Source organism: Streptomyces sp. CB02980 (assembly GCF_014451325.2).
GTDB lineage: Bacteria > Actinomycetota > Actinomycetes > Streptomycetales > Streptomycetaceae > Streptomyces.
This window is the reverse complement of record NZ_JACSCH020000031.1, coordinates 1-25855: the sequence shown is the minus strand read 5'-3', so window position 1 is coordinate 25855 and position 25855 is coordinate 1. Positions and strand designations below refer to the sequence as shown.

The 25855-nt window shown below is 73.4% G+C and carries 22 protein-coding genes; 7 read left to right on the top strand and 15 right to left on the bottom strand.

Going from position 1 to position 25855, the window contains the following annotated elements; genetic code table 11:
- Positions 1-36 precede the first annotated feature (36 nt).
- Positions 37-1164 (bottom strand): ferrochelatase, encoded by a 1128-nt coding sequence (locus E0F75_RS38260; RefSeq protein ID WP_229315629.1) that lies wholly within the window; start codon positions 1162-1164, stop codon positions 37-39.
- Between the two features lie 245 nt (positions 1165-1409).
- Here E0F75_RS38260 and E0F75_RS38255 point away from each other — a divergent pair, with 245 nt between their 5' ends.
- Positions 1410-2672 (top strand): MFS transporter, encoded by a 1263-nt coding sequence (locus tag E0F75_RS38255; protein ID WP_229315628.1) that lies wholly within the window; start codon positions 1410-1412, stop codon positions 2670-2672.
- Positions 2611-3951 carry a D-arabinono-1,4-lactone oxidase gene (locus E0F75_RS38250; protein ID WP_229315627.1) on the top strand — a complete coding sequence of 447 codons (1341 nt, stop codon included), beginning with the start codon at positions 2611-2613 and terminating at the stop codon, positions 3949-3951. Before E0F75_RS38255 ends, E0F75_RS38250 begins: the two co-directional genes overlap by 62 nt.
- Positions 3952-3954: 3 nt before the next feature.
- Here the strand turns inward: E0F75_RS38250 and E0F75_RS38245 are convergent, their stop codons facing one another.
- The gene (locus E0F75_RS38245; RefSeq protein ID WP_374115511.1) at positions 3955-4785 is read right to left on the bottom strand and encodes a hypothetical protein; all 831 of its coding nucleotides are present in this window, start codon (positions 4783-4785) and stop codon (positions 3955-3957) included.
- A gap of 572 nt (positions 4786-5357) precedes the next feature.
- Here E0F75_RS38245 and sepH point away from each other — a divergent pair.
- Entirely contained in the window at positions 5358-6392 is a 1035-nt protein-coding gene (sepH, locus tag E0F75_RS38240; RefSeq protein WP_229315626.1) for a septation protein SepH, read from the top strand.
- Positions 6393-6545: 153 nt separating this feature from the next.
- Here sepH and E0F75_RS38235 read toward each other — a convergent pair whose 3' ends face one another.
- A complete protein-coding gene (locus E0F75_RS38235) occupies positions 6546-7373 on the bottom strand; it encodes a sulfurtransferase (RefSeq protein ID WP_229315625.1) in 828 nt (275 codons plus the stop codon).
- Between the two features lie 173 nt (positions 7374-7546).
- On the opposite strand from E0F75_RS38235, the gene E0F75_RS38230 reads away from it, so the two are divergent.
- Positions 7547-8320, top strand: a complete 774-nt coding sequence (locus tag E0F75_RS38230; protein ID WP_229315624.1) for a VOC family protein — start codon at positions 7547-7549, stop codon at positions 8318-8320.
- Positions 8321-8438: 118 nt separating this feature from the next.
- Here E0F75_RS38230 and E0F75_RS38225 read toward each other — a convergent pair whose 3' ends face one another.
- From E0F75_RS38225 to E0F75_RS38205, 5 genes are all read right to left on the bottom strand, one after another.
- Positions 8439-9833, bottom strand: coding sequence for an alpha-2,8-polysialyltransferase family protein (locus E0F75_RS38225; RefSeq protein WP_229315623.1), 1395 nt, complete (start codon positions 9831-9833; stop codon positions 8439-8441).
- 3 nt (positions 9834-9836) lie between these two features.
- Entirely contained in the window at positions 9837-10802 is a 966-nt protein-coding gene (locus tag E0F75_RS38220; protein WP_229315622.1) for a glycosyltransferase family 2 protein, read from the bottom strand.
- Positions 10803-10944: 142 nt separating this feature from the next.
- A complete protein-coding gene (locus E0F75_RS38215; protein ID WP_229315621.1) occupies positions 10945-13563 on the bottom strand; it encodes a YfhO family protein in 2619 nt (872 codons plus the stop codon).
- Positions 13564-13826: 263 nt separating this feature from the next.
- Positions 13827-14429, bottom strand: a complete 603-nt coding sequence (locus tag E0F75_RS38210; RefSeq protein WP_229315620.1) for an isochorismatase family protein — start codon at positions 14427-14429, stop codon at positions 13827-13829.
- Between the two features lie 41 nt (positions 14430-14470).
- Positions 14471-15361 (bottom strand): MBL fold metallo-hydrolase, encoded by an 891-nt coding sequence (locus E0F75_RS38205; RefSeq protein ID WP_229315619.1) that lies wholly within the window; start codon positions 15359-15361, stop codon positions 14471-14473.
- Positions 15362-15497: 136 nt separating this feature from the next.
- Between E0F75_RS38205 and E0F75_RS38200 the strand changes: the two genes are divergently transcribed.
- The 3 genes from E0F75_RS38200 (at position 15498) to E0F75_RS38190 (ending at position 17090) form a co-directional block, all read left to right on the top strand.
- Complete coding sequence (locus E0F75_RS38200; RefSeq protein ID WP_229315618.1) at positions 15498-16187, top strand: TetR/AcrR family transcriptional regulator; 690 nt, start codon at positions 15498-15500, stop codon at positions 16185-16187.
- Between the two features lie 167 nt (positions 16188-16354).
- Positions 16355-16609 carry a hypothetical protein gene (locus tag E0F75_RS38195; RefSeq protein ID WP_229315617.1) on the top strand — a complete coding sequence of 85 codons (255 nt, stop codon included), beginning with the start codon at positions 16355-16357 and terminating at the stop codon, positions 16607-16609.
- 7 nt (positions 16610-16616) lie between these two features.
- The gene (locus E0F75_RS38190; protein ID WP_229315616.1) at positions 16617-17090 is read left to right on the top strand and encodes a hypothetical protein; all 474 of its coding nucleotides are present in this window, start codon (positions 16617-16619) and stop codon (positions 17088-17090) included.
- Between the two features lie 96 nt (positions 17091-17186).
- Here the strand turns inward: E0F75_RS38190 and E0F75_RS40535 are convergent, their stop codons facing one another.
- From E0F75_RS40535 to E0F75_RS38155, 7 genes are all read right to left on the bottom strand, one after another.
- Complete coding sequence (locus E0F75_RS40535; protein ID WP_229315615.1) at positions 17187-17987, bottom strand: 4'-phosphopantetheinyl transferase superfamily protein; 801 nt, start codon at positions 17985-17987, stop codon at positions 17187-17189.
- Between the two features lie 55 nt (positions 17988-18042).
- The gene (locus E0F75_RS38180; RefSeq protein WP_229315614.1) at positions 18043-19458 is read right to left on the bottom strand and encodes an MFS transporter; all 1416 of its coding nucleotides are present in this window, start codon (positions 19456-19458) and stop codon (positions 18043-18045) included.
- Positions 19455-21005, bottom strand: a complete 1551-nt coding sequence (gene argH, locus E0F75_RS38175) for an argininosuccinate lyase (protein ID WP_229315613.1) — start codon at positions 21003-21005, stop codon at positions 19455-19457. The genes E0F75_RS38180 and argH overlap by 4 nt, the downstream gene beginning before the upstream one ends.
- Entirely contained in the window at positions 21002-22339 is a 1338-nt protein-coding gene (locus E0F75_RS38170; protein WP_229315612.1) for an ATP-grasp domain-containing protein, read from the bottom strand. Before E0F75_RS38170 ends, argH begins: the two co-directional genes overlap by 4 nt.
- Complete coding sequence (locus E0F75_RS38165) at positions 22336-23493, bottom strand: PLP-dependent cysteine synthase family protein (RefSeq protein WP_229315611.1); 1158 nt, start codon at positions 23491-23493, stop codon at positions 22336-22338. Before E0F75_RS38165 ends, E0F75_RS38170 begins: the two co-directional genes overlap by 4 nt.
- A gap of 1 nt (position 23494) precedes the next feature.
- Complete coding sequence (locus E0F75_RS38160; protein ID WP_229315610.1) at positions 23495-24412, bottom strand: kinase; 918 nt, start codon at positions 24410-24412, stop codon at positions 23495-23497.
- A 297-nt stretch (positions 24413-24709) separates the two neighbouring features.
- A partial coding sequence (locus E0F75_RS38155) for an alpha/beta fold hydrolase (protein ID WP_229315609.1) occupies positions 24710-25855 on the bottom strand: 1146 nt, incomplete at its 5' end.

Here is a 25855-nt window from a genome sequence, read left to right as displayed (position 1 = left end):
GGTCACGTCGTCGGCCATCTCGGTCACGGGGGTTCCTTACGCGTACGGGCTGTCGGCGCCGGCCGCCGCCGGGCGCTCCGCCCTGGCCGGGCAGCAACCGATCGGGCACAGGTCGTGGGAGGGGCCGAGGGCGCCCAGCGCGCACCGCTCGACGCGGGCCCCCCGCTCGTGCGCGGCCCGTTCCAGGAGGAGTTCGCGGACGGCGGCGGCGAAGCGCGGGTCGGCGCCGACGGTGGCGGAGCGCCGGACGGGCAGGCCGAGTTCGGCGGCCTTGGCCGTGGCCTCGGTGTCGAGGTCGTAGAGGACCTCCATGTGGTCGGAGACGAAGCCGATGGGGACCATGACGGCCGCGGGCGCCCCGGCGCCGTGCAGCGCCTCCAGGTGGTCGCAGATGTCGGGCTCCAGCCACGGGATGTGGGGGGCGCCGCTGCGGGACTGGTAGACGAGCTCCCAGGGGTGGTCGTTCCCGGTCCGCTCGCGGACGGCTTCGGCGATCACCCGGGCGACGTCGAGGTGCTGGCGGACGTAGGCGCCGCCGTCGCCGTGCTCGGTGACCGGTCCCGAGGAGTCGGCGGCGGAGTCGGGGATGGAGTGGGTGGTGAAGGCGAGGTGGGCGCAGGCGCGGACGGACGGGTCGAGTTCGGCGAGGGAGGCGAGGACGCCCTCGACCATGGGCTCGACGAAGCCGGGGTGGTTGAAGTAGTGCCGGAGCTTGTCGACCCGGGGCAGCGGGAGCCCCTCCGCTTCGAGGGTGGCGAGCGCGTCGGCGAGGTTCTCGCGGTACTGGCGGCAGCCGGAGTAGGAGGCGTACGCGCTGGTCGTGAGGACGGCGATATGACGTCGGCCGTCGGTGATCATCTCGCGGAGGGTGTCGGTGAGGTACGGGGCCCAGTTCCGGTTTCCCCAGTGGACGGGCATCCCCAGGCCGGCGCCGGCGAAGTCCGTCCGCAGCGCGTCGAGGAGCGCGCGGTTCTGGTCGTTGATCGGGGAGACGCCGCCGAAGAGGAAGTAGTGCTGCCCCACTTCCTTGAGCCGTTCCTTCGGGATGCCTCGGCCGCGCGTCACGTTCTCCAGGAACGGGACCACGTCGTCCGGGCCCTCGGGGCCGCCGAACGAGAGCAGCAGCAGGGCGTCGTACGGGGCGGGATCGTGCTGATCGGACATGGCACCGATCCTCCCACCCGCCCCCGGCGCGGAAGGGCGCGGCCCGTCCGACGGCGCCCGACCGGCGGTCTCTTGCGGCGGTTCCACCCGACGTCCGGCGGTCCCGTCCGGCGGGGCTCGTCCCGCGCTCGTCCGAAAAAGGGGGATGCCCCATCGACTTCAACACCGTAGGCTTTAGCTATTAATTACACGTGTTGAGTCGTCGTGCGGAGCCCGCTCCGAAGCACGGAGATCCGGAGAACCCCTTGCCCAGTCCCTACCGCGCGATCTTCAAGGCGCCCGGCACCGCGTCGTTCTCCGTCGCAGGCTTCCTCGGCCGGATGCCGCTGTCCATGATGGGCATCGGCATCGTGACCATGATTTCGCAGGTCACCGGCCGGTACGGGCTCGCCGGCGCCCTCTCGGCGACGCTCGCGATGTCCGCCGCCGTCCTCGGCCCCCTGGTCTCCCGGCTCGTCGACCGGCACGGCCAGCGCCGGGTGCTCCGCCCGGTGACCCTGGTCTCGCTCGTGGCCGCCGCCGGCCTCCTCCTCTGCGTGCAGCAGCAGGCTCCCGACTGGACGCTCTTCGTGTTCACGGCCGTGATCGGCTGCGTGCCGAGCGTCGGCGCGATGACCCGGGCCCGCTGGGCGGAGATCTACCGGGGCGACGAGCGGCACCTGCACACGGCGTACTCCTGGGAGTCGATCGTCGACGAGGTGTGCTTCATCTTCGGCCCGATCCTCTCGATCGGTCTGTCGACGGCCTGGTTCCCCGAGGCCGGACCGCTGTTCGCCGGGGTGTTCCTGACCATCGGTGTCTTCTGGCTGACCTCGCAGCGCGCCACCGAGCCGGTCCCGCACCCCCATCAGGGCGGCAAGACCGGTTCCGCGCTCCGCTCCCCCGGCCTGCAGGTGCTGGCCCTCGCGTTCGTCGCCACCGGCGCCATCTTCGGCTCGGTCGACGTGGTGACCGTGGCCTTCGCCGAGGAGCAGGGCCACAAGGCCGCCGCCAGTCTCGTGCTGGCCGTCTACGCGCTGGGTTCCGGTCTGGCCGGCGCCGTCTTCGGACTGCTCCACCTCAAGGGCGAGCCGTCCCGTCGCTGGCTCCTGGGCATCTGCGCGATGGCCGTGAGTATGATCCCCCTCCTACTGGCCGGGAACTTGCCGTTGCTGGCCGTGGCGCTCTTTGTCGCGGGCCTGTCCATCGCACCGACGATGGTGACCACCATGGCCCTCGTCGAAGCGCACGTACCGCGCACCAAGCTGACCGAGGGCATGACCTGGACGGGTACTGGCCTCGCGATCGGTGTGGCGCTCGGCTCCTCGGCCGCCGGCTGGGTGGTCGACGCGTCGGGGGCCGAGGCGGGGTACGTGGTGCCCGTCGTCTCGGGCGCGCTCGCGGTCGCGGTGGGTCTCCTCGGACACCGCCGGCTGCGCAGGCCGGCGCCGAACCGGGAGGGGCAGCGTGAGCGGGACGACAACAGCGGGGTCGGGCAGCACCAGGACGGCGGACAGCCCGTGGCGTAACTGGGCGGGGAACGTCACCTCCCGCCCCGTGCGGGAGGTGAGCCCGGCCTCGGCCGAGGAGCTCGCCGAGGCGGTGCGCCGGGCGGCCGAGGACGGGCTGCGGGTGAAGACGGTCGGCACCGGCCACTCCTTCACCTCGATCGCGGCCACCGACGGCGTCCTCATCAGGCCGGGGCTGCTGACCGGGATCCGGCGGATCGACCGCGAGTCGATGACCGTGACGGTCGAGTCGGGCACCCCGCTCAAGCGGCTCAACGTGGCGCTGGCCCGGGAGGGCCTTTCGCTCACGAACATGGGCGACATCATGGAGCAGACCGTCGCCGGTGCCACCTCCACCGGGACGCACGGCACGGGCCGCGACTCGGCCTCGATAGCCGCGCAGATCCGCGAGCTGGAGCTGGTGACGGCGGACGGTCAGCTGCTGACGTGTTCGGAGAAGGAGAACCCGGAGGTCTTCTCCGCCGCCCGGATCGGGCTGGGCGCCCTCGGCGTCGTCACGGCGATCACCTTCGCGATCGAGCCGGTCTTCCTGCTCACCGCGCGCGAGGAGCCGATGACCTTCGACCGGGTCACCTCGGAGTTCGACGCGCTGCACGCGGAGAACGAGCACTTCGAGTTCTACTGGTTCCCCCACACGGACAACTGCAACACCAAGCGCAACAACCGCAGCGCTGGCCCCGCCGCTCCCCCCGGCCGGGTCAGCGGCTGGGTCGAGGACGAGCTGCTCTCCAACGGGCTCTTCCAGGTGGCGTGCTCGCTGGGCAAGGCGGTGCCGCCGGTCATTCCCTCGATCGCCAGGCTCTCCAGCCGGGCGCTGTCGGCCCGTACGTACACCGACATCCCGTACAAGGTCTTCACCTCGCCGCGCCGGGTGCGCTTCCTGGAGATGGAGTACGCCCTTCCGCGTGAGGCGGCGGTGGCCGCGCTGCGCGAGCTCAAGGCGATGGTCGAGCGCTCGCCGCTCAAGGTGAGCTTCCCGGTGGAGGTGCGGACGGCGCCGGCGGACGACATCACGCTCTCCACGGCCTCGGGCCGGGAGACCGCGTACATCGCCGTCCACCTCTACAGGGGAACGCCCCACCGCGCGTACTTCACGGCGGTGGAGCGCATCATGACGGCGCACGGGGGCCGCCCCCACTGGGGCAAGGTCCACACCCGTGACGCCGCCTACTTCTCCGAGGTCTATCCGCGCTTCGCCGAGTTCACGGCGCTGCGGGACCGGCTCGACCCGGACCGGCTCTTCGCCAACGACTATCTGCGCCGGGTCCTGGGCGACTGACGGTCACTCGGCTCCCGTGCCGGCTCCGTCCCCGGCTCCCGCCGGGGTCGGGGCCGAGGGGGGCTCCGGCGTGACCGTCCCGGTGGTCGGTTCCCGGGTCGGGGTGGTCGGTTCCGTCGTCGGAGCCGTGGGCGTCGGGGTGGGCGTCGGCTCGCCGCCGGTCGAGTCGGAGGGCGTCGGCTCCGGCGAGGGGGTCGCGGTGCCGTTCTGCCCGTCGTCCTGGTCGCCCGGGGTCGGGGTGGCGCCCGTCGAGGGGCTGCCGGCGCCGTCGTCCGGCCGCCCGGTGCCGTCGGCGGACCCGGCGGGCGCGGTCGAGGGGCCCATGTCCCCGGCCGGCGGCGCCTCCTGGCTCGAACCGCCACCGCCTCGGACGACGGATCCGAACGTGGTGGTGCCCTGCTTGCCGCTGAAGTCCTGCCCCGAGACGAGTTCGTAGGCGGTGATGCCGCCCATGGTGACGCCGAAGACGAGCGCGGCCGCGATCGCCGGGCGCTTCCAGCCGCGGACCCGGGTGCCGTGGGTGGTCGCCGTGCCGAACTCCTCGTCGAGCTCCTCGGCGTACGGGGCGGGTGCCCGGACCGTGCCCGGCATCAGGGTGTGGTCGTCCGGGGGGCCCGGGGCGAACGGCACCTGACGGGCCTTCGGCTTGGCGGCGACCGTCGCGTCGCGGACCTGCTCGCCGGTGCGCCGGAAGAGGTGCTGGAAGAGCGGACCGCCGCAGGTGGCGATGACACTGATCACACCGGCGCCGAGGATCGTGCCGTACACGCCGAGGGTGGAGGCGAGTTTGGCGGCGATGACCGCGGCCAGGGCGCTGCCCGAGACCTGAGCCACACTCAGGTCGATCCTTCTCTTCCCGCTCTCCGTCTCCTCCGGCTCGTCCGTGTCGGTATCCGGCCTGTGACGCATCTCCAACCCCTGATCCAGCCCCTGATGGCTCATCTGTTCGCCTTGCACCCAGAAGGGACAAATGGGCGAAGGGATTAGTTCCGCTTCTGCTCGTTCTGTGAAGAGCGACACGTACGGGGGAAGATCGCGGAGACTCAACTCCCGTACCGCCCGCAAAGTTGGGCGGCGCGCCGGTCCACCCAGGTGGCCCGAATGGAGTACATTGACGAACCCTGGGTCCGGACGCCTTCACGGGTGCCCGGGATCAAGGGGAGGGGGCCGGTACACGGCGCTCGCCCGGCGGCGCCCGGCATCGCACGGAAACCGACTGCACAGAGTGACAGCCTGTCACTCCAGGTAGTCAACAGGTAACCGTGTCATAACGGCGTTCCAGGGTCCACGCCCGACACGCCGGGCAACTCGGCAAGGTAGTGGCAGGCTGCACCCGGGCAGGCCACACTCGACTAGCGGAAGCAGCGACGCACGTGACGTCGGCAGGCACCACCCGGGAGGTCCCCATGCCCGAACTGCGTGTCGTGGCCGTCTCCAACGACGGCACACGACTGGTGCTGAAGGCTGCTGACAGCACGGAGTACACACTTCCGATCGACGAGCGGCTTCGCGCCGCCGTGCGCAACGACCGTGCGCGCCTCGGCCAGATCGAGATCGAGGTGGAGAGCCACCTCCGCCCCCGCGACATCCAGGCACGGATACGAGCCGGTGCCTCCGCGGAGGAGGTCGCCCAGATGGCCGGGATCCCCGTCGACCGCGTGCGCCGTTTCGAGGGCCCCGTACTGGCCGAGCGTGCCTTCATGGCGGAGCGGGCCCGCAAGACCCCGGTCCGCAGGCCCGGCGAGAACAGCGGCCCCCAGCTCGGCGAGGCGGTGCAGGAGCGACTGCTGCTGCGCGGCGCCGAGAAGGACACCGTGCAGTGGGACTCCTGGCGGCGTGACGACGGCACCTGGGAGGTGCTGCTCGTCTACCGCGTCGCCGGCGAGGTCCACACGGCCAGCTGGACCTACGACCCGCCCCGGCGGCTCGTCCAGGCCGTGGACGACGAGGCCCGTGCCCTGATCGGCGAGACGGACGACACGATCGCCGCCGCGCCGGAGCCGAGCTTCCCGTTCGTGCCGCGCATCGCCAGGCTGCCCCGGGACAGGCCGCTCGACCGCGCCCTGGACCGCCAGCTCGACCACCGCCAGCTGGAGCGGGCGTCCGCGTCCGCCGAGCCGGAGGAGGAGCGGGACTCCCTGACGAGCCTCCTGGAGGCCGTGCCGAGCTTCCGCGGCGACATGGTCGTGCCCCAGCCCCCGGACTCGGAGCCCGCGGAGGACGCCGAGGCGGAGGAGCCGCCGGCCCCGGCCGCTTCGGCGGGTGCCGGTTCCGCGTACGCCGACGTCCTCATGCCCCGCGCGGTCTCGGGCCACCGGGACCGGCTCACCGGCACCACCGACCGCCAGGCCGAGGCGGACGGCGTCCGCCCGGGCCGCCGCGCGGCGGTGCCGAGCTGGGACGAGATCGTCTTCGGGACCCGCAGGAAGAAGCAGGACTGACGGCCGCGGCCGTACGAGGAGGGGGCCCGCGCCGGATCGGCGCGGGCCCTCTTCCGTGTACGGAGGACCCGTGCGGGTCTCCGGGTACGGAGGACTACCGCGGGTTGCGTCTACGGAGGACTGCCGCGGGTTCCGTCTGCCGTCTGCCGAGGGCTACTGCGGGTCCGGGCCCGTGGCCACCGGGCGGGCGGGATCGGCGGACCAGTCCGACCACGAGCCCGCGTAGAGCGCGGCCGGGATGCCCGCGATCTCCAGGGCGAGGACCTCGTGCGCGCCGGAGACGCCCGAGCCGCAGTAGACCGCGACCGGGGTCCCCTCGGCGGCGCCGAGCGAGGTGAAACGGTCCCGCAGGGTGTCGGCGCCCAGGAAACGCCCCTCCGCGTCCACGTTCTCCGTCGTCGGGGCCGAGACCGCGCCCGGGATGTGCCCGCCGACCCGGTCGATCGGCTCCACGTCCCCGCGGTAGCGCTCGGCGGCCCGCGCGTCCAGGAGCAGCCCCGAGCGGGCGAGCGCCGCCGCCCCGTCGGCGTCGAGCAGCCCGAGCGCGCCCGGCTCCGGCCGGAAGTCGCCCGGCTCCGGCGCGGGCACCTTCTCCGTGAGCTCCCCCGTCCAGGCCGCGAGACCGCCGTCCAGGACCCGGACGTCCGGGTGGCCGGCCCAGCGGAGCAGCCACCAGGCGCGGGCCGCGGCCCAGCCGAGGCCGCCGTCGTAGACGACGACCGGGGTGCCCGCGGAGACACCCGCCCGGCGCATCGCGGCCCCGAAGGCCTCCGGGTCGGGCAGCGGGTGGCGTCCGCCGTTGCCGGGCGGGCCCGCCAGTTCCGTGTCCAGGTCGACGTAGACCGCGCCGGGGAGGTGCCCCGCCTCGTACGCCGGACGTCCGGGCGGGCCGCCCAGCGTCCAGCGCACGTCCAGGAGAACCGGCGGCCGGGCCCCGGCCGACTCGCTCAGCAGTTCGCTTACGACGATGATGGGGTTCATGGGTGCCATCCTCGCGCAGCCGCGCGGGCCGCGGGGACCAACCCGGCGTCCTCCCCGCGTCGTCGCAGCGGGTTCGCGCCACTCTTTGGTGCGACCGGGGCGCGCCACGGCCCCGTCGGTGACACCATCGGACGGGGACACGGGCACGACGATGGTCCGAGGAGAGAGTCACGATGACCGAGGCGACTCGGCGCACACCCGGCACACCCTGCTGGGTGAGCTTGATGGTGCACGGGCTTGACGCCACCCAGGAGTTCTACAACGCACTCTTCGACTGGGAGTTCGAACCCGGTCCGCAGCATCTCGGCCCGTACGTGCGCGCGCTGCTCGACGGCAAGGAGGTGGCGGGCATCGGCCAGCTGCCGCCCGACCGGCACCTGCGGATCGCCTGGACCCCCTATCTGGCCACCGCCGACGCCGACGAGACCGCCGAGAGCATCCGCTGCTGCGGCGGCACCGTGGCCGTGGGCCCGCTGGACGCGGGCGAGGCCGGCCGGATGGCGGTCTGCTCCGACCCGGTGGGCGCGGTCTTCGGTGTCTGGCAGGCGGAGGCGCACCACGGCACGGCGACGGCGGGACCGCCCGGGACCCCCGTGTGGAACGAGCTCCTCACGTACGAGACGTCCTCGGTCGGCAAGTTCTACCGGACGGTCTTCGGCTTCGAGGTCGAGCCGGTCGTGTCCGCCGACCACGACTACGCCACGCTCCTGGTGGACGGACTCCCGGTGGCCTCGCTGCACGGCGTCGGCAACGCGCTGCCCCGGGACCGGGGCCCGCACTGGATGACGTACTTCGAGGTCGCCGACACGGACGCGGCCGCCCGGCTCGTCCTGCGGCTCGGCGGTCATGTGCTGCGCCCGCCGCGCGATGCCACGGCGGGGCGATCGGCCCTGGTGACGGACCCGGAGGGTGCGGTCTTCACCCTCGTCAGGTCCCCCGGGGTGTGACCCCGGGAGACCGCCGCCGGCACGGGTGACGCGGCGGCCTCGCGCCGGTGGACCGGCCGGGTCGGCCCTGCCGGGCCCGGGTCGGCCGGATCAGCCGCGTCCGACCGGGGCGGCCGGTTCAGCCCCGTCGGGACCGTACGAGACTCCGGCGGAGCCGCGACTGCATGCCGCCGCCCTGCGCCGGCGTCTCCGTGCCGCCCGGCAGTCCGAGCTGGGTCAGCCGCTCGCCGTCGAAGTGGTGCGCGATCCCCGGGTCGGCGTGGTGCACGGCCAGGAAGAGGGCGGCCTCCTCGCGCATCCCCGGGTGGCTCTTGTGCCGCATGCAGTAGCCGACGGCGCGGACGAGCGGGGTGAGCGAGTCCGGCGCCGCTCCGGGGACCGTCGGCTCCCCGCCCTGCTCCAGGTCCGCGACCAGGTGGTCGACGACGGTGAGCGGGATCCGGTTGCTGTTCTCGAAGGGGGTGAGCCGTTCGAGGACCTCGGCCGTGCCCACGCGCGCGATGGGGACGCCGTAGTAGACGGCGGCGGTGAACATCGCGGTCGAGAAGCAGCCGACGACGAGCCGGGGCCTGCACCGCTCGTAGAAGGTCTCGGCGAGCAGCGGTCCGTCGAGGACGGTGAGCCGTACCCCGGACCGCTCCGCCTCCTCCTGGAGCGCCGTCGAGTAGCCGGCGGGCGCGGACGGGTGCGGCTTGAAGACCACCGAGCGGTGTCCGGCGGCCGTGACGCCGCGGAGCATCCGTACGTGCAGCTCTTCCTCCTCCTCGGCGGTGAGGAGGTTGAGGGCGGCGAGGTACTGGCCGAGCATCAGGGCCGTGGGCTCGGCGGCGGCCGCCCGGACGATCTCGGGGTCGTCGGCCGCCTCCTCGGCGATCTCGGCGAGGACCGCGCGGAACGCGTCGTCGGGGACGAGCTCCGGCGCCACGCCGTACTCGCTCAGGAGGAGGGGGCGCAGGCCCGGCACCAGGTCGAGGTGGAGGACCCGCCGGATGCGGCAGGCGATCGACTGCGCGAGGTCGTTGCGGGTCGGGCCGTAGCTCATGAGGCCGTCCGCGTAGACGTGGAGGGCGCTCTCGGGGAAGCAGCCGGCCAAGGCCTTGGCGGGATTGACCTGGATGGATTCGACGATCAGCTCCACCGGGGCGGTGCCCAGGTCCCACGCGGTGCGCATCACGCGCTGCCAGAGCGGGGCGTCCTCGGGGCGGGGGGCCCAGGCGGCGGGGTGGTACGGGTGGATCGTCTCGTTCCAGTCGAGGACGCCGTCGAAACGGGCGGCGATCCGCTCGTAGCCGGTCATCGTCTCCATGCGCAGCGCGGTCTCCGGGATCTCGGCGTTGCGCGAGATCAGCAGGAGCCGGCGGTGGTCCTCACGGGGGCCGAACTGGCCGGCGTCCAGCGAGGCCGCGAGGGTGGCGGCGCCGTACAGGGTGGACACCTGGAAGATCTGGACCGGACGGCCGTCGGTGGCCGGGTCGAGCGCCGGTGCCTGGTCGGCGGCGGGGGCGGGGGCCATGGGTCAGGCGGTCCTTACGGTGTCGCGCAGGCTCCGGAGGAGGGTGCTGCGGGGGGTGTCCATGGTGGAGAGGGTCTCTTCGAGGACCTGCTGCGGCATCCGGTGCAGCGCGTCGCGCACGTCGACGCGGAGCCGCTCGGCGACGGCGGGCTCGTACTTGCCGACCTTGCCCATGTGGAAGGCGATCATCGCGCAGTAGGTGCGGACCGCCTTCGGGAGGAACCGGTCCGCCTCCGCGTCCCGGGAGACGTCGGCGAGCAGGGTGTCGTACGAGGGAATGAAGTCCAGCTGCCGGTTGTCGGTGATCTGGGTGAGCGAGGTGGTGACGCCCCGGCGGTAGAAGACACCGTGCAGGGAAAGCGCCGCGAAGGTGCGTGCCTTGAGGTGGAGGCGCCAGACCCAGAGGCGGTCCTCGGCCGTTCTCAGGGACGTCTCGAAACGGGATTCGCCGTTCTGGAAGAGACGGGAGCTGTAAATGCCGAAGGGGACGAAGGGATAGTCCACCATCGTCACCATGCTGGCGGGCGAGATTCCGTCACGGGGGTCCATCACGGTGTCGCGGCGCTTGGCGGGGGCATAGCGGATGTTCCGCTTCCGGCCCTCCGAGAGGACGTGGTCGGTACGGGCGAAATCGCAGTCCAGGCTCTCGATTCCGGTCACCATGGCCTTCAGGTGGCCGGGCGCGTACCAGTCGTCGCCGTCGAGGAAGGTGATGTGGTCACCGCGCGCGGCGTCGATTCCCGTGTTGCGCGCCTGGGCGACACCGCTGTTCGTCTCGTGCCGGATGACGGTGGCGTTCGGCAGTCGGTCGCGCCAGCGGTCGAGGATTTCCGGGGTGTCGTCCGTCGAGCAGTCGTCGATCAGCAGGAACTCGAATTCCGGATCCGCGTTGTTCGCGAGACTGCGCAGGGTGTCGGGCGCATAGGCCCCGACATTGTGGAACGGTACGACGACGGACAGTTTCGGCACTCGAAATCCCCATACTGAATCGAACAATTAAACGCCGCTACGGCGGGAACGGTAACGCTCCACTTTTCCGGGCGAACGATCCGCGTGTGCACTCCGGGTGAACTCTTGGCGTCCCCCGTGGAAAGCCCGTGCGGAAGCGGCCTCACGCGAGGGCCGGTCCGTCGGCCGGCTGTTCCGCCCGCCGCCCGGCCCGTCGGTGCAGGACCCCCGTCGCGATCAGGGCGAGGAGGGCGGTCAGGCCGACGGCGCCGCCGAGCGTGAGACCCGGCGGGCGGAAGGAGCAGGTGACCGTGTTCGCGCGGCCGTCGAGCGGGATCGCGACGAGACCCCGGTACGCGCGCGCGGGGCGCGGCTCCGCGTCACCGGCGGCGCAGCGCCAGCCGGCGGTACGGGGCACGGCGAGCACCGCGGTCCCGGTGCTGCCCGGGGGCAGCTCGGCCGTGACGGTGTGGCCGGTGGCGCGCACCTCGACGGCCCCGGTGGCGGTCAGCTGCCGCACGGCGGAGTCGAGCCGGGCCCTGACCAGGCAGCCGACCGGCTGACGCGGCAGCCGGACCGTGCGCTCGGGGCTCAGCTCGATCCGTACCTCGCCGGACCCGGGCACCGTGCCGAGGGCCCGCATCGGGGCCCGGACGGCAGGCGCCTTGCCCTCGAAGTCCACGCGCGGCTCCCCCGCGAGGGTCGCGCCGCCGCGGTACTCGGGGGCCCAGAACCAGGCCTGGGAGCCCGCCGGGCAGCGGGCGCTGACGGTCCGTCCGTCACGGGTGACGGCCGGCAGCTCGTACACGTCGGCACCGAGGAGCCGTTCCTGCTCGGCGAACGCGGAGTCCCCGGGGTGGGTGGCCGGCCGCTTCGCCGGACGGACGGTGACCAGCGGCGGTACGGGCGTGGTGGCGACGGACACCGTCGCCCGGGGCAGCGCGTCCTGCCGTACCGGTGCGGAGGGCACCGAGCGGACCCGGGTGCCGATGGAGAACAGGGCGTCGGTGACCGGGTTGTCGAGGGTGACCGGGTGGCGGCCCTTGGCGTAGTAGCCGAAGCCCAGGGAGGCGAGGGTGCGGGAGGTGACCTCGGCGGTGAGGCTGCTGTAGTAGTCGGCCCCCTGCCCGCCGACGATCAGGACGTCGTTGCCGCCGGGGACCTCTCCGGGTTCCGTCCGGTACTTCGGCCAGGCGTCCGCGCGGGCCACCTCGTCGGCCACGGCGGTGTGCCAGGGGCCGATCCGGGGCGACCAGGCGACCTTGTCGCGCTGCTGCTCCTCGATCCGCTTCCCGGTGACGGCCGCCTCGCCGGCCTGCGCGGCGACGAGGAGGACGACGGCGAGGACGGGCAGGAGGCGCGCGGTGGTCAGGGCGCGCGCGGGAGAGACGGGTGCGGGTGGTTCGCCGGCCGTCGTCCTGCGGCTGTGCAGGAGGGCCACCAGGGCGGCGGCGACCGCGAGGGCCGCGGCCACGCCGAAGGCCGGGTAGGTCCAGCGGTCGATGTCGATGCTGTCGCGGGCCGCCCACGCCAGGAGCCCCAGCAGGGTGCCGCCCGCGAGGAGCGCGGTCGGGCGCGGCACGCCCCGGGCGGCCGAGAACCAGCCGGCGACGATCAGCAGCCCGCACAGGACGAAGGTCTGCCGGTACGGGCCGCCGTTGGGCGAGGCGCCCGCGTGCCAGAGCAGATGGGTCGGCTCCCACTGGAGGGAGAGCGTCACCAGGACGACCGCGGCCGACCAGCCGGCCCGGACGCGCGGGGCGACGGCCCCGTTGAAGGGCAGGGTGAGGGCGAGCGCGAGCGCGGGCGTACCGATGAAGAGGGCGGGGCTCGCGAGGCTCGCGGTGGCCGGCAGGAACCTGGCGAGGACCTCCACCCAGGCGGCGGGCGCGAAGGTGGACTCGGGGGTGGGGTCGGCGACCTTGGTGCCGAGGAAGACGACCACGACGAGCGGTGCGGCGAGGCCGATGCCGATGAGCACCCCGCGCGCGGCACGCAGCGCCCCCGCGAGGCGCTGCCGCGCGCCGGCCGTCTCCTCGGCGGTGAGGAGCCGTACGAGCAGGACGACGGCGGCGCCGATGGTCGCCATGTACGCCGTGTAGAAGTTGGCGGTCCAGGCCAGGGCGACCACGACGGGGCCGAGGACGGGGCGGCGCCCGGTGCGGGCCCACTCGCCGACCAGGCAGAGCAGCGGGAAGGCGACGAGTCCGTCGAGCCACATCGGGACGGTGGCGCCGAGGTTGAAGGTCCAGCCCGACAGGGCGTACGCGCTGCCCAGCACGGCGGCGACCGGCCAGGGACCGGGGCGCATCCGCAGGAGGAGCAGCGCCATCGCCGCCCCGGCCGCGGTGATCTTGACGGCGGTGACGACGTACAGGGCGAGTTCGATGCGGTCCGCCGGGAAGAGCACGACGAGCAGGTCGAAGGGGCTGCTCAGATAGGTGCCGATGTCACCGAGGAAGTTGGCGCCGAAGCCGGAGTTCCAGTTGAGGAAGGCGTCTCCGTGGGTCTCGCCGAGGAGGAACGAGCGCCAGTACGCGTGGAACGGCAGGTACTGCTGGCCCAGGTCGACGATGTTCCTGGTCACCGGGCCGAAGGGGGAGCTGCGCGAGAGCCGGGTGGCGAGGGCGAGCAGTACGGCGGTGAGCAGGGCGGCCGAGAGCGGACCGGCGACGGCCGGGGAGCGCAGCCGGCGCCGCGGGGAGCCGGTCGGGAGCTTCGAGCCGCCCGTCCCCTCCTCGCCGTCGACCTCGTCGAGCACGGTCTCGGCGGCGGGGGGCACACGTCCTCCAGGGGGCGTACGGAACAGGAGCGCCCGGGCGATCCGTCACGGGCCGACCGCCATTACCGCCGAGTCGGGCGACCCGTGACCGATCATCAGGCGGTGTTTCGGTGCACCTCGGGTGAACTCCCGGTGTCGAGGGGCCGGGCGGGGGTGGGACGGGGCGGTCACGGGTAGGGCGGGGGCCGCCGGACGGGGCGGCACCCCTTGCCGGTCGGGGGGCCGCCGGAGGGGCGGCGCCCCTCGCCGGCCGGGAGAACCCGTTACGCGACGAGCTCGTCGACCGTGCGGGCCACCGTGCCGAAGAGGTCGGTGACCGTCGTCAGGCTCGCGGCCTGGAGCGCCTCCGACGCCGTGACGGTGCCGTCGGGGGCCTCAAGGGAGCGGGTCGCGGTGGCCTCGGCGACCACGGTCGGGCGGTAGCCGAGGTTGAAGGCGCCCTGTGCGGTGAAGAGGACGCACATGTGCGTCATGAACCCGGCGACGACCAGGTCACCGGTGACGCCGAGGTCCTTCAGGGTCTCTTCGAGGTCGGTGGCGTGGAAGGCGTCGGGGAACTGCTTGACGACGACCTTCTCGCCCTCGATCGGGGCGACCTCGTCGCTGATCGCGCCGATCTCGGCCCGGATGTCGTAAGGAGTGCCCTCGCCGCCGTCGTTGACGACGTGCACGACGGGCGCCCCCGCGGCGCGGGCGGCGGCGAGCAGCCGCGCGCCGGCGGCCACGGCCCTCTCGGCCTCGTCGAGCCGCATGACGCCGGTGCGGTAGGTGTTCTGGAAGTCGATCATGATCAGCGCCGACTCGCTCAGGCGGGGCAGGTCCTGGGGAAGGCCGATCACGTCGCGGAGGGTGGTGGAGGCGGTCATGGCGGTTCCTTTCGTAGGGGTGCGGAGGGAGAGAGCGGGGTTCACGAGAGGTTCTTCGGGGTGCCGTCCGGCGCGAGGTCGACGAGCTCGCCCTCGATCCCCCGGTCCTCGAACGCCTTCACGAGGGACCGCATGTCCTCGGAGTAGATGTTCCAGCTGTCGGTGTGCACCGGAACGACCTTGCGCGGGGCGAGGCTCTTCGCCACGAGGGCGGCGTTCGCGGAGGTCAGGGTCAGCGGCGCGTTGTCGAGGATCGCGGGGGTGCGGGCGGCGCCGGCGAAGAGGACGACGGTGTCGATGGGGCCGATCTCCTTCTCGACGCGGTCGCCGACCTCCTCGGCGACCTTGACCGAGGCGTTGTCGCCGGAGACGTAGGTGGTGGGGACGCCCTTGCCGCTGAGGACGAAGCCGGTGACCTCGCCGTCCGCGCCGCGGTCCACGCCGTCGGGGCCGTGCAGGGCGGGCACGGCGGTGACCTTGACGGTGCCGCCGGCCGTCTTCAGCTCCTGGGAATCCCAGCTCCTCATGGCGGTGACGTGGTCGCCGAGACGCTTCCGCGCGCCGGGCGTGGAGAGCACGACGGGCACGTCCTCCAGCAGGGCGCGGCCCGAGTCGTCGAGGTTGTCGTCGTGCTGGTCGTGCGAGAGCAGTACGGCGTCGATCGTGCCGAGCCCGTCTACGCCGAAGGCGGGGGCCCGGAGCTTCTCCAGGCCGCTCCTGTACTTCTTCGGCGCGTCGAAGGTCGGGTCGAGCAGGATGCGCAGGCCGCCGATCTCCAGGATCGTCGTCGGCCCGCCGACGTGCGTGGCGGTGAACGGCCGTGCGGGGTCGGCGGTGTCCTCGTCCTCGCCGCCGCAGGCGGCGAGGAGGGCGACGCCCACGGTGGCCGCCACGGCCCCTGAGGCGACGCGGCGGAACGTCGAACGGTTCATGGGGGAACACCAGCTCTCTCGTTGCGAACGGTCGGACGGCCCGGAGGCGGCGCCCGACCCCCGAGACGTTTTCAACGCTAACACAGCTTGTAAGCATTGATTACGAGGGACTGTTAGCGCTGTTATCGTGGGAGGCATGTCGACCGCACGCGCGCGCATCCTGGAAGCCACCGAGGAACTCCTCGCCACCAAGGACGCGCCGGCGATCTCGACCCGCGCCATCTGCGACCGGGCGAAGGTCGGCATGCCCGAGATCTACCGGCAGTTCGGCGACAAGCAGGGCCTGCTCACGGCGGTCGCCGACATCGGCTTCGAGCGCTTCCTGGCCGAGAAGCGCAAGAACCCGCTCACCGACGACCCGGTGGCGGACCTGCGGACGGCCTGGGACAGCCACGTCGCCTTCGCGCTCCGCAACCCGCACCTCTATCGGCTGATGTTCACGCCGACCGGCGACGCCAAGCCGGGGGCCGTCAAGGAGGCGCAGGCGATCCTCCTGAAGGCGGTGGAACGCTGCCGTGACGCCGGGCGGCTCCGGACGACCCCGGAACTCGCGGGGCGCTCGATCCTCTCCGCCAACGTGGGCGTGTGCATGATGGCGCTGTCGTTCCCCGACCTGTTCGGTGACTCCGACACCTCTCCGGCGGTACGGGACGCGGTGATCGGGAAGGTCACCGGCGACGAGCGCGAGGACAGCCGGATCGGTACGGCGACCGTCCTCGCCCAGGCCCTGGTCGGCACCCTCACGGGCACGGCCACCCCGGACGGCGCCGCCCTCGACCGGCTGGCCGACGCACTGCTTCCGCCTGGGCCGCCCTCGGAGACGTAGGCGGCGATCCCGCCTTCGGAGACGTGGACAGGGATCTCCCTCGGAGTCGTTCCCGCAGGTCCCGCCCTCGGAGACGTAACCGCCGGTCGACTGCCGCCGCAAAGTTCCGGCCATGGCTCTCCACCGGCCTACGCTCGCAACTCCCATACCAGGAGGAGGAGTACGCCATGGAGAACCCGACTCGTAAGGTGGCCGCGGCCGGTGCCGCCGCACTGCTCGCCGCGGGACTCGTCGTCGCCGGTGCCGGTGCCGCGAGCGCGGCGGAGACCGGCCCGGACCAGCGCATCACCTCGGCGGCCCAGCTCAAGGACAGCATCCGACTCGCCGTCGCCCAGGAGGAGCAGGCCGGGGAGCAGGGGCTGAGCCAGAGCGTCGGCGGCCGGGTGACGAAGGTCGCCGGCGCCCAGTCCGGCACCTGCTGAGGCCGAGGTGACCACCGTGGGCGAGGACGGCTCCTCGCAGACCTGGTGCCCCAGCGGAGCGGCGCACGCGCCGGAGTCCGTCGTCCTGGGCGTACGGTCCGGACTGGACGGGCGCGTCGTGTACCTGGCCGATCCCGCACCGGCGGCCGAGGTGCTCGGCGAGGTGCCGGAAGGTGTCGAGCCGCGGCGCGTGCTGCGGTTCGCGTCGCACTGTGTCAGCGACTGCGTCAACCGCAGGGGCGGCGACTGCACGCTCGTCGAGCGGGTGCTCTCCCGGCCCGTCGCGCAGGAGGACGGTCCCGTCCCGCGGTGTCACCTCAGGGCGCGGTGCCAGTGGTGGAAGCAGACCGGGGTCGCCGCGTGCGCGCGCTGCCCCGCGGTCGCGACCCGCCATCACGCCGGCGACGAGCTGGCCGAGCTGGTGGCCGATCCGGCCACGACGCAGGAACAGCTCGACGAGTGGATCGCGGTGGCCGGCTGATCTCCGGTCGTCCGGTCACCGGCTGTCGAGTGACACGCGGAAGGTCCCCGGACGATCTGTCCGGGGACCTTCCGCGTGTGCCGGGGCTGAGGCCACTCACTCACGGCCGGGCGGGTCTCCCCTGATGTCCCGCTCCGACAGGCGGTTCACCCGGGGCGACGGTGTGGTCAGTTCGCCGTGGACGGCCACCGCCGCCGCGTACCCGCGGTCGACGGGGATGTCGAGCAGGGTCCAGCCCGCGGGCGGCAGCGTTCCGTCGGGGCTGCCCGAGCCCACGTAGTCGGCCGCCGGGTCACGGCCGAGACCGGTGCCGAGCCCCTTGAGGTAGGCCTCCTTGCGGGTCCACAGCCGGGCCAGCGCCCTGGGGCGGCGCGGGGGCGGCAGCGCCTCGATCTCGCGCTGTTCGGCGGGGTGCAGCATGGCGGCGAGTTCCGCGGCGCCGCCCGGGTCGGCGACCAGGTCGACGTCCACGCCGATGGGCGCCACCGCCGTCCCGACGAGGACGAGGTCCCCGCGGTGGGAGAGCGAGAAGTGCAGCCCGCGCGAGGCGCCCAGGACGGTCGGCCGCCCGTGGGGGCCGCCGCAGCAGGGGCAGGTCTCCCGGCCGTAGCGGATGTCCTGCGGAAGCGTGTCGAGGTACGTGCCGAGCAGCCGGCGCAGCGCCAGATGGGCGGCGGTGAAGCGGACCCGGTCCTCCGCGTGCGCCAGACCTGCGGCGCGCTGCCGCTCGGTGGCGTCCAGGACACCGGCGTCGAGGCCGGTGCCCCGGGCGTCGGAGACCCTGAGCAGCCACAGGTCCAGGGAACCTGGTCGTGGCAGGGCACGCGGCGGTGGCAGGGGGGCGAGCAGCAGGGTGCCGCTCGCGGAACTCCAGGGACCGCTTCTGGGATCACTCACGGGACCCCTCCTGTTCGATGACGGATGCGCGGACGCGGGTGGCCGTCGGGACGGATCAGCCTTGTTCGGGAACGGCGTACCGGAGGGTCCGCCGATCGGCCGGACCGGGTGAATCCGCCGGCTCGGGTGAACCTCCCTGCTCGGTGGACTCGGCGGACGGTCGGGCGGGGCGCCGGACGGGTGGATGGACAGGTGGATGGACGGGTGATGGGGCGGGTGGTTGCGTCGGCGGTTCGGTGGGCAGGTCCCGGCGGGCCCGCAGGGGGCCGGCCAGCAGCAGTGCGGAGCTGACCGCGAGGCCGGCGGTGAGCAGCCACAGCGCGGGCCGCAGTCCGAGCACCCCGCCGAGCACCCCGCCGAGCAGCGAACCGACGGGAATGGCACCGAAGTTGGCGACCGAGACGCTCGCGGTGACCCGGCCGAGCAGCTGCGGCGGGCAGTACTGCTGGCGGAACGCGCCCTGGATGACGTTGGCGGACACGACGCCCAGGGCGAGCACGGCGCCGCCGACGGGCAACAGCACGACCCGCCAGCCCGGTTCGGCCAGCGGGATGAGCAGCCCGAACGGGGCCGTGGCGAACTTGCAGAGCAGCATGCCGCGCGCGGTGCCGAAGCGCCGTGCCATGGGGGTGGCGACGATGGCGCCGAGCAGTCCGCCCACGCTGCTGCCGGCCAGCAGCCAGCCCACCGTGGCCTCGCCGACGTGGAGTTCCCGCACGAGGAACACGGTGAGGATGGCCTGGTAGCCGGTGAGCAGCAGGTTGGTGACGGTGCCGTACGTGGTCAGGACGCGCAGGTACGGGTCGCGGACGGTGTGCCGCAGGCCCTCCGCGACGTCCTTGCGCAGGGCCTGGGGCCGTTCGGGTCGCTCCGGCGCCGGTTCCTTCCCACGGATGCCGAGCAGGCACAGGGTGGAGACCAGGAAGGTCGCGGCGTCGGCGAGGAGTCCGTTGACGGCTCCGAACGCGCCGGCCAGGACACCGCCGCCGCCGAGCCCGGCGAGCTGCGCGGCCGATTCGCTGCCCTGGAGCTTGGCGTTGGCCTCGGTGAGGTGCTCGCGGGGGACGACGAACGGCACGTACACCCGGTAGGCGATGGAGAAGAAGACGTTCGCGACCCCGGTGAGCAGGGAGACCACCAGCAGCTGCGTCATGGTCAGCACATCGAGCCACGCGGCGGCCGGCACGCTGAGCAGGAGCACCAGGGAGCCCACGTTGCAGGCGACCATCAGCGGGCGGCGCGGCAGCCGGTCCACCCAGGCGCCCGCCGGCAGCCCGAGGAAGAGCCAGGGCAGCCAGGCGGCGGCCGCCAGGGTGCTCACCCAGAAGGTGCTCGCGTCCAGGGTGACCACGGCCACCAGCGGCATGGCGACACCGGTGATGTTGCTGCCGAAGCGGCTGGTGGTCTCCCCCGCCCACAGGAGCCGGAAGTCGCGCTGCCGCAGCAGCCCGTCCCGGCGCCGCGCGTTCATCGGACGGCCACCACCTTGGCGGCGGTCTCCTCGGGCGGCACGTCGTCCGACGAGACGGCCACCACCTTGGCGGCCTCGGCCGAGAGGCGCTCGGCGGCGTCGGCCCAGCGCGTACGGCGGGCCGCCGACTCGGCGGTGAGGGCGGCGAGTTCGGCCCGTGCCCGGGTCAGGGCCTCGGCCGGTCCGGTGCCGCCGGGGCCACCGCCGTGGGCGCAGGCGGCGGCCACGGTCTCCGGGTCGAGCCAGTCGGCCGGGTATCCGGCGGCGGCCGCGGCCACGTCGGGCTGGGCGCGGGCCGCCTCGGACAGCGGCGTACCGCTGTCGAGGGCGGCGAGGACGGTCTCGCCGACCAGGTGGTGGGCGGTGCGGAAGGGGATGCCGTCGACGACGAGGCGTTCGGCGAGGTAGGTCGCCGAGGTGAAGCCCTCCCGGGCGCGGTCGCGCATCCGGTCGCGGTCGGGTTCCGCCCCGTCGACGACGAGCCGGAGCAGGGTCACGGCCCGGGTGGTGTCGGCGAGACCGGGCCACAGATGGCGGGCGGCCTCGGTGCCGACGGCGATGGCGTTGGTGTAGCCGGCGGTGGACATGGCCGCCGCGGCGCCGGTGAACCCGGCGAGGGCGGCGGTCGAGCGGCCCTGGATGTGTTCGAGCAGGAAGGGGTTGCGCTTCTGCGGCATCATCGAGCTGGAGCCGACCAGGTCGTCGGCCATCCGGAGCAGCCCGAACTCCTCCGTCGTCCACCAGGTCAGGTCGCGGGCCACCCGGGCCATGAGGACGCCGAGGACGGCGGCGGCGGAGAGCATCCGCAGCACGAAGTCGCGGGAGGCGACCGCGTCGACCGAGTTGGGCACGGCGGCGGTGAAGCCGAGGAGGTCCGCGGTACGGGCCGGGTCCACCGGCACGGAGGTGCCGCCGACGGCTCCCGCGCCGAGCGGGTTGACGTCGATCTCCCGCCCGGCGTCGAGCAGTCCGGCGAGCGAGCGCAGCACGCCGCCCGCGACCCCGGTCAGATAGTGGCCGTAGCTGATGGGCACGGCGGGCTGGCCGTGGGTGTACGCGGGCATGGTGACGTCCCGGTACTCCTCCCCCTTGTCGAGCAGGACCCGCGCCAGCTCGGCCACTTCGTCCAGGAGCTGCCCGTAGGGGCCGCGCACCTTGAGTCGTACGGTGGTGGCATTGAGGTCGTTGCGGGAGCGCCCGGTGTGCAGCACCCCGCCGGTCTCCTGGCCGAGCCGGTCGACGAGCCAGCCCTCGTACGCCAGGTACAGGCCGCGCGGCATGGGGCGGGCCCGTACGGGGGCGAAGTCCTCGGCGCGCAGGGCGTCGACGGTGTCGAGGAGGGCTGCGGCCCGGCTCGCGTCCACGATGCCGCGTTCGGCGAGCATCACCAGATGGGCCCGGTCGACCTCGCTGATCAGCCGCAGTTCGTCGCCCACCGGGTCGCCGTCGTCGGTGCGGTACTGGTCGTAGACGATGCGATGGGCGCGCGGGTCGAGCCCGGTGCGGAGCCGGCCGGTGTGGACGCCTGCCTCCTGCGCGCCGCTCATACCGGCACCGCCTCCCTCGCGGGCGCGCCGCTCGCGGGCACGCCGGGCGCATCGCTCATCGGCACGCTCGCCGTCACCGGCGTCACCGGCGTCACTGCCGTCAGCGCCGTCAGCGCTGTGGCGAGTCCCAGCGTGAGCGCGGTCTCGGCCGCCTCGGCCGACTCCTCCGGAGCCGTACCGGCCGCGATCACATGACCCACCCGCCCCCTGAAGTCCTCGGCCGGTACGACCGTGGTTCCGGCCGGGCGGTAGAGGGCGGTGTCGACGACACCGGGTACGGCGCGGGCCGCCGCCTCGGCGGCGGCGACGTCCGCGAGGACGCTGTCGGTGCCGGCCGTCAGGAAGCGAATGGAGGCCGCGCCCGCGGCGTCCGGCGCACCGGAGAGGTCGACGGGCTCGCCGAGTGCGGCCCGCACCTGGGCGCCGACCAGGTCGACGCCGCGGGCCCGGCGCACGAGTTCCGGGATCATGCCGCCGGCCAGCCGCGGATTGACCTCGATGACGCGGGCGACGTCGCCGTCGAGCCGCAGCTCGACATGGGCCGCGCCCCAACCGAGGCCGAGGGCCCCGACGGCGCGTACGGCCGTGTCGACGAGCGCGGCGGCCTGTGCGGCGGGCAGAACGGCGGGCACGTCGTGCCCCGTCTCGACGAACACCGGGGGCGCGCCGACGTGTTTGGCGACCGTGACGACGGCCTCCTCGCCGAAGACCTCCACCGAGAACTCGCGCCCGGTCAGGTACTGCTCGACGAGGACCACGCCCGGGGTGCGCAGACCGCGTTCGTTGACGGTGGCGGCCAGCAGCCCCTTCGCGTGGCCGGCCACCTCGTCCCGGTCGCGGCACAGGCGTACGCCCAGGCTCCCCGACCCCTGCACCGGCTTGACGACGACCGGGCCGCCGAGCCACTGGGCGGCGGCGATCGCCTCGGCGACCTCGCCGGCCACCGAGAAGCGGGGCACGGGCACCCCGGCCTCGGCCAGGGTGCGGCGCTGCGCGGCCTTGTCGCGGCAGGCTCGGACGGCGTCGGCGGACGGGCCGGGAAGCCCGAGGCGCGCGGCGAGTCCGGCGGCCGTGGCGACGTAGTACTCGGAGCTGGAGAGCACTCCGGCGACCGGCGCGGCGGCGGCGAGGCCGGTCACGGCGAACCACAGGGCGTCGTCGTCCGCGGTGTCCACGACGACGGTGCGCAGCCCGTCCTCGGCGGCGTACGGGTAGCGGGCGGGATCGGCGCTCAGGAGGACGGGTACGACTCCGAGATCGCGGGCCCGCGCGGCGAACTGGCGCCCTGTGCCGGTGGTGTTGGACTCGACGAGAAGCAGCAGCGGGGTGGTCACGACCGGGCCTCCGGCGTCGTCAGGTCGCCGAGGTCGTGGACCTCCTGGGTCAACACGTCACCGAGGTCGCGGACCTCCGGCGTCATCACGTCACCGAGGTCGTGGACCTCGGGCGTCATCACGTCGTCGAAGCCCCGGCGGGCCCACACCAGACGGGTCCACGAGGACGGGGCGTCCAGCGGGTGGTCGACGGTGACCGGGCCTCCGGGGGTCGGCGCCGGCTCGATGCCCTGCTCGCGCAGCCACTCGGCGTGGTAGACGGTGGACTGGTAGCGGTAGCCCTCGTCGGGCAGCACCATGACGACCTTGCTGTCCGGGTTGCGCGCGGCCCACCAGGAGGCGACCTGGAAGGAGGCGCCGCTGGTGGGGCCCATGAACAGCCCGTGGTTGCGGAAGAGTTCGTGGGTGGCGTGGAAGGCCTCGGGGGCGGTGACCCAGTGCACCTCGTCGTAGGCGCTGTGGCGCACGTTCCCCGGGTGGATGCTGCTGCCGAGGCCGCGCAGGGTGCGCGGTCCGTCGGGCGAGCCGAAGATGATCGAGCCGTGGGTGTCCACCCCGACGAGGTGCAGCGCCGGGTCGGCGGGGCGCAGGGCGGCGGCGAGGCCGCCGGTGGAGCCGCCGGAACCGACCGGGCCCACCAGGCAGTCGACGGAGCCGACGGTCTCCCCGATGAGGTCGGCGACCACGGCGTACGCACCGGGGTTGTCGGGGTTGTCGTACTGGCCGGGCACGAAGCTGTCGGGGTGGATCCGGCGCAGTTCCTCGACACGGGCGAGGCGGGCGCCCTGGATGCCGCCGCTCTGCCCGGCGTACTCGACGATCTCGACGGTGGCGCCCAGCATCTCCAGCCGGTTGCGCAGGTCGCGGTCGATGGCGGAGTCGCCGACGATGGTCAGGTCGTAGCCGCGCAGCCGGCACACCATCGCCAGGCCGAGCGCGAAGGTGCCGGAGGAGGTCTCGATGACCCGGCTGCCGGGCCGCAGCAGTCCGGCGGCCTCGGCCCGGTCGATGATGAAGCGCGCCGGCAGCAGCTTCATCAGGCTGAACGCCGCCGCGTAGAGGTTGTCGGTCACCTGGATGATGCGGGGCAGTTCGGTGGCGTCCACCACCGAGTCGTGCAGCCTGCCGACGCCCGCGATCGTGGTCGTAGTCATGTCAGTCACCCGTCGTGAAGATCCACTGCTCGTGGATGCCGATGTTGTGCAGGAGTCGCTGGGCGTGCTCGGTGCGGGCCTCGACCTCGGGGTCGTCGCGGTCGTAGAGGAGCCCGGCGATGTCCCCGCTGTGCGCGGCCTGGATGCCGAGGGCGCCGGTCTCGCGGACGATGGAGCGCAGACCGTCGAGGCGGGGGATGGGCAGGTGCCGCTGGTTGATGTCGGTGCTGGCGGTGGCGACGGCGCCGACGAGGGCGACGTCCTTGGTGTGGATGGCCTCGCGCAGCATCACCTGCAGTTCGGCGAAGAGTTCGAGTTCGGCGCTGCCGTACTCGGCGGGCGGGAAGGCCAGCGTGTCGACGCCCTTGCCCTCGTTCTCGGGCCGCGAGCCGAAGCCGAGGACCCGCACGGCCGGCATGCGGTACCCGAAGTCCTCGATGACCTTGCCCTCGCGCTGCGCGAACAGCACCGAACTCTCGTTGAACATCAGGGAGTCGGACGCCGTCTCGGCGCGCACCGCGATCCTCGCGATCTCCTCGGGGGGCAGCGGGGACACCAGGGCGTCCTGTACGGCCCAGACCGCGGCCAGGACGTCGCTCGTGGAGGAGCCGAAGCCGCGGCAGAGCGGCACGTCGCCGGTGAGTTCGAGATGCCCGCCGACCGGTCCCTCCCCGGGCGGGAGGCAGGCCTCGGCGGTGAGCTGGGCGGCCCGTCGCGCCTTGGTCTTCCAGGTCGGGTAGACGGTCAGCTCCTCGCCCCGAGCGGGGATGAACGAGGCCCGGGTGGTGTAAACGGTGCACGGCAGGGTGACCAGTCCCCGGGTGAGCTGGCCCTGGTGCGGAAAGACGCCCTGGAGAATTTCGCCGTGATGTATCGGGGCCGAGGCGACGCCGACCCGCCAACCGGAATGATCCACCATGTCCTTGACTTCCTCTGGGGGCCGGACCGCACCACTCACAGGGCCTGGCCGATCGTGCGGACACCCACACGCTAGGCAGCGCGGGGGCCCGGATCCGGCTGGTCGGGCGGCAGTATGCGGGCAGTTCGGCGCGCGGCCGGCCGGCGGGGGACGCGCCGGGGCCGTCGCGCCGGGGCGCGGAGACAGCTCCGCCGAGGGTGCCTGGCGGGCGAGCCTCGGCCGGTACGACGCCGAACGCGCCGGGGCCCGTACGGCGGTGGTGCTGCCGTACGGGCCCCGGGCGTCCAGGTGTTCAGATCAGATACGGGCGATACGGGCAGGCCGCAGGCGCCGGGCCAGGACCCGTCCGATCGCGCGCAGCGGCTCCGCCTCGGTCATCCGGGCGTGCTCGCAGTCGACGGCGAACTCCTCGACCCGTCCGGTCACGTACGGCGCCCAGGCCTCGGCCCCCGACGCGGGAGCCGGAGTGCCGGTGGCGTCGAAGAACACCGCGTCGCCGCCGAACCGGACGTCCGGCACGTACCGGTACCGCATCCGCAGGTTGTCGAGGGTGGCCGCCACGACGGCCGCCGCCTGCGCGTGCTCGAGGGCGCCGAGCACCGGGTCCGACCGGCGCAGCGCGTCGGCGAGTTCGCCGATGTCCGGCGTCGTGTCCGCGCAGCGCACCTCCACCGTCTCGCCGGCGGAGCCGAGCAGGGCGGTCAGCACGTGCCGGCCGTCGATCTCCGGCGCACGGAACCCGTCGGGCAGCGGATAGGAGTCGAGCAGGGCCAGCAGCGCCACGTCCTCCCCCGCCGCCTCCAGCCTGGCCGCCACGGCGTGCGCGACCAGACCGCCGAAGGACCAGCCGAGCAGGTGGTACGGGCCGTGCGGCTGGATCCGGCGGATCTCGGCGAGGTAGTCGTCGGCCATCTCCTCGATGGAGGACGGCGCGTCGTGCGGGCCGCCGAGCCTGCGGGCCTGGAGCGCGACGACCGGCCGGTCCTGGTCGAGGTGGGGCAGCAGACCGGCGTACCCCCAGCTCACCCCGGACACGGCGTGGACGCAGAACAGGGGCGGTTCACCGGAGTTCGTCTCCGTGACGGCCCGGATGGGCAGCACGGTGCCGAGGGGGTCGTCGCCGCTGCCGGCCGCGATCTGCTCGGCGAGGAGGGCGGGCGTGGGGCTCCGGAACAGGTCGCTGATGGTGATGCGGGTGTCCCAGACGGCGCGGATGCGGCTGATCAGGCGGGTGGCGCGGAGGGAGTGTCCGCCGCGGTGGAAGAAGTTGTCGTCGATGCCGACGGATTCGAGTCCGAGGTTGTCGGCGAAGAGACCGCAGAGGATCTCCTCAGCCGGGTTACGGGGTGCCCGTCCCCCTTCCGAAGCGGTGGTGTCGTCGGGTGCGGGGAGGGCACGGCGGTCGAGCTTGCCGTTGACGGTACGAGGCAGGGCGTCGAGGAC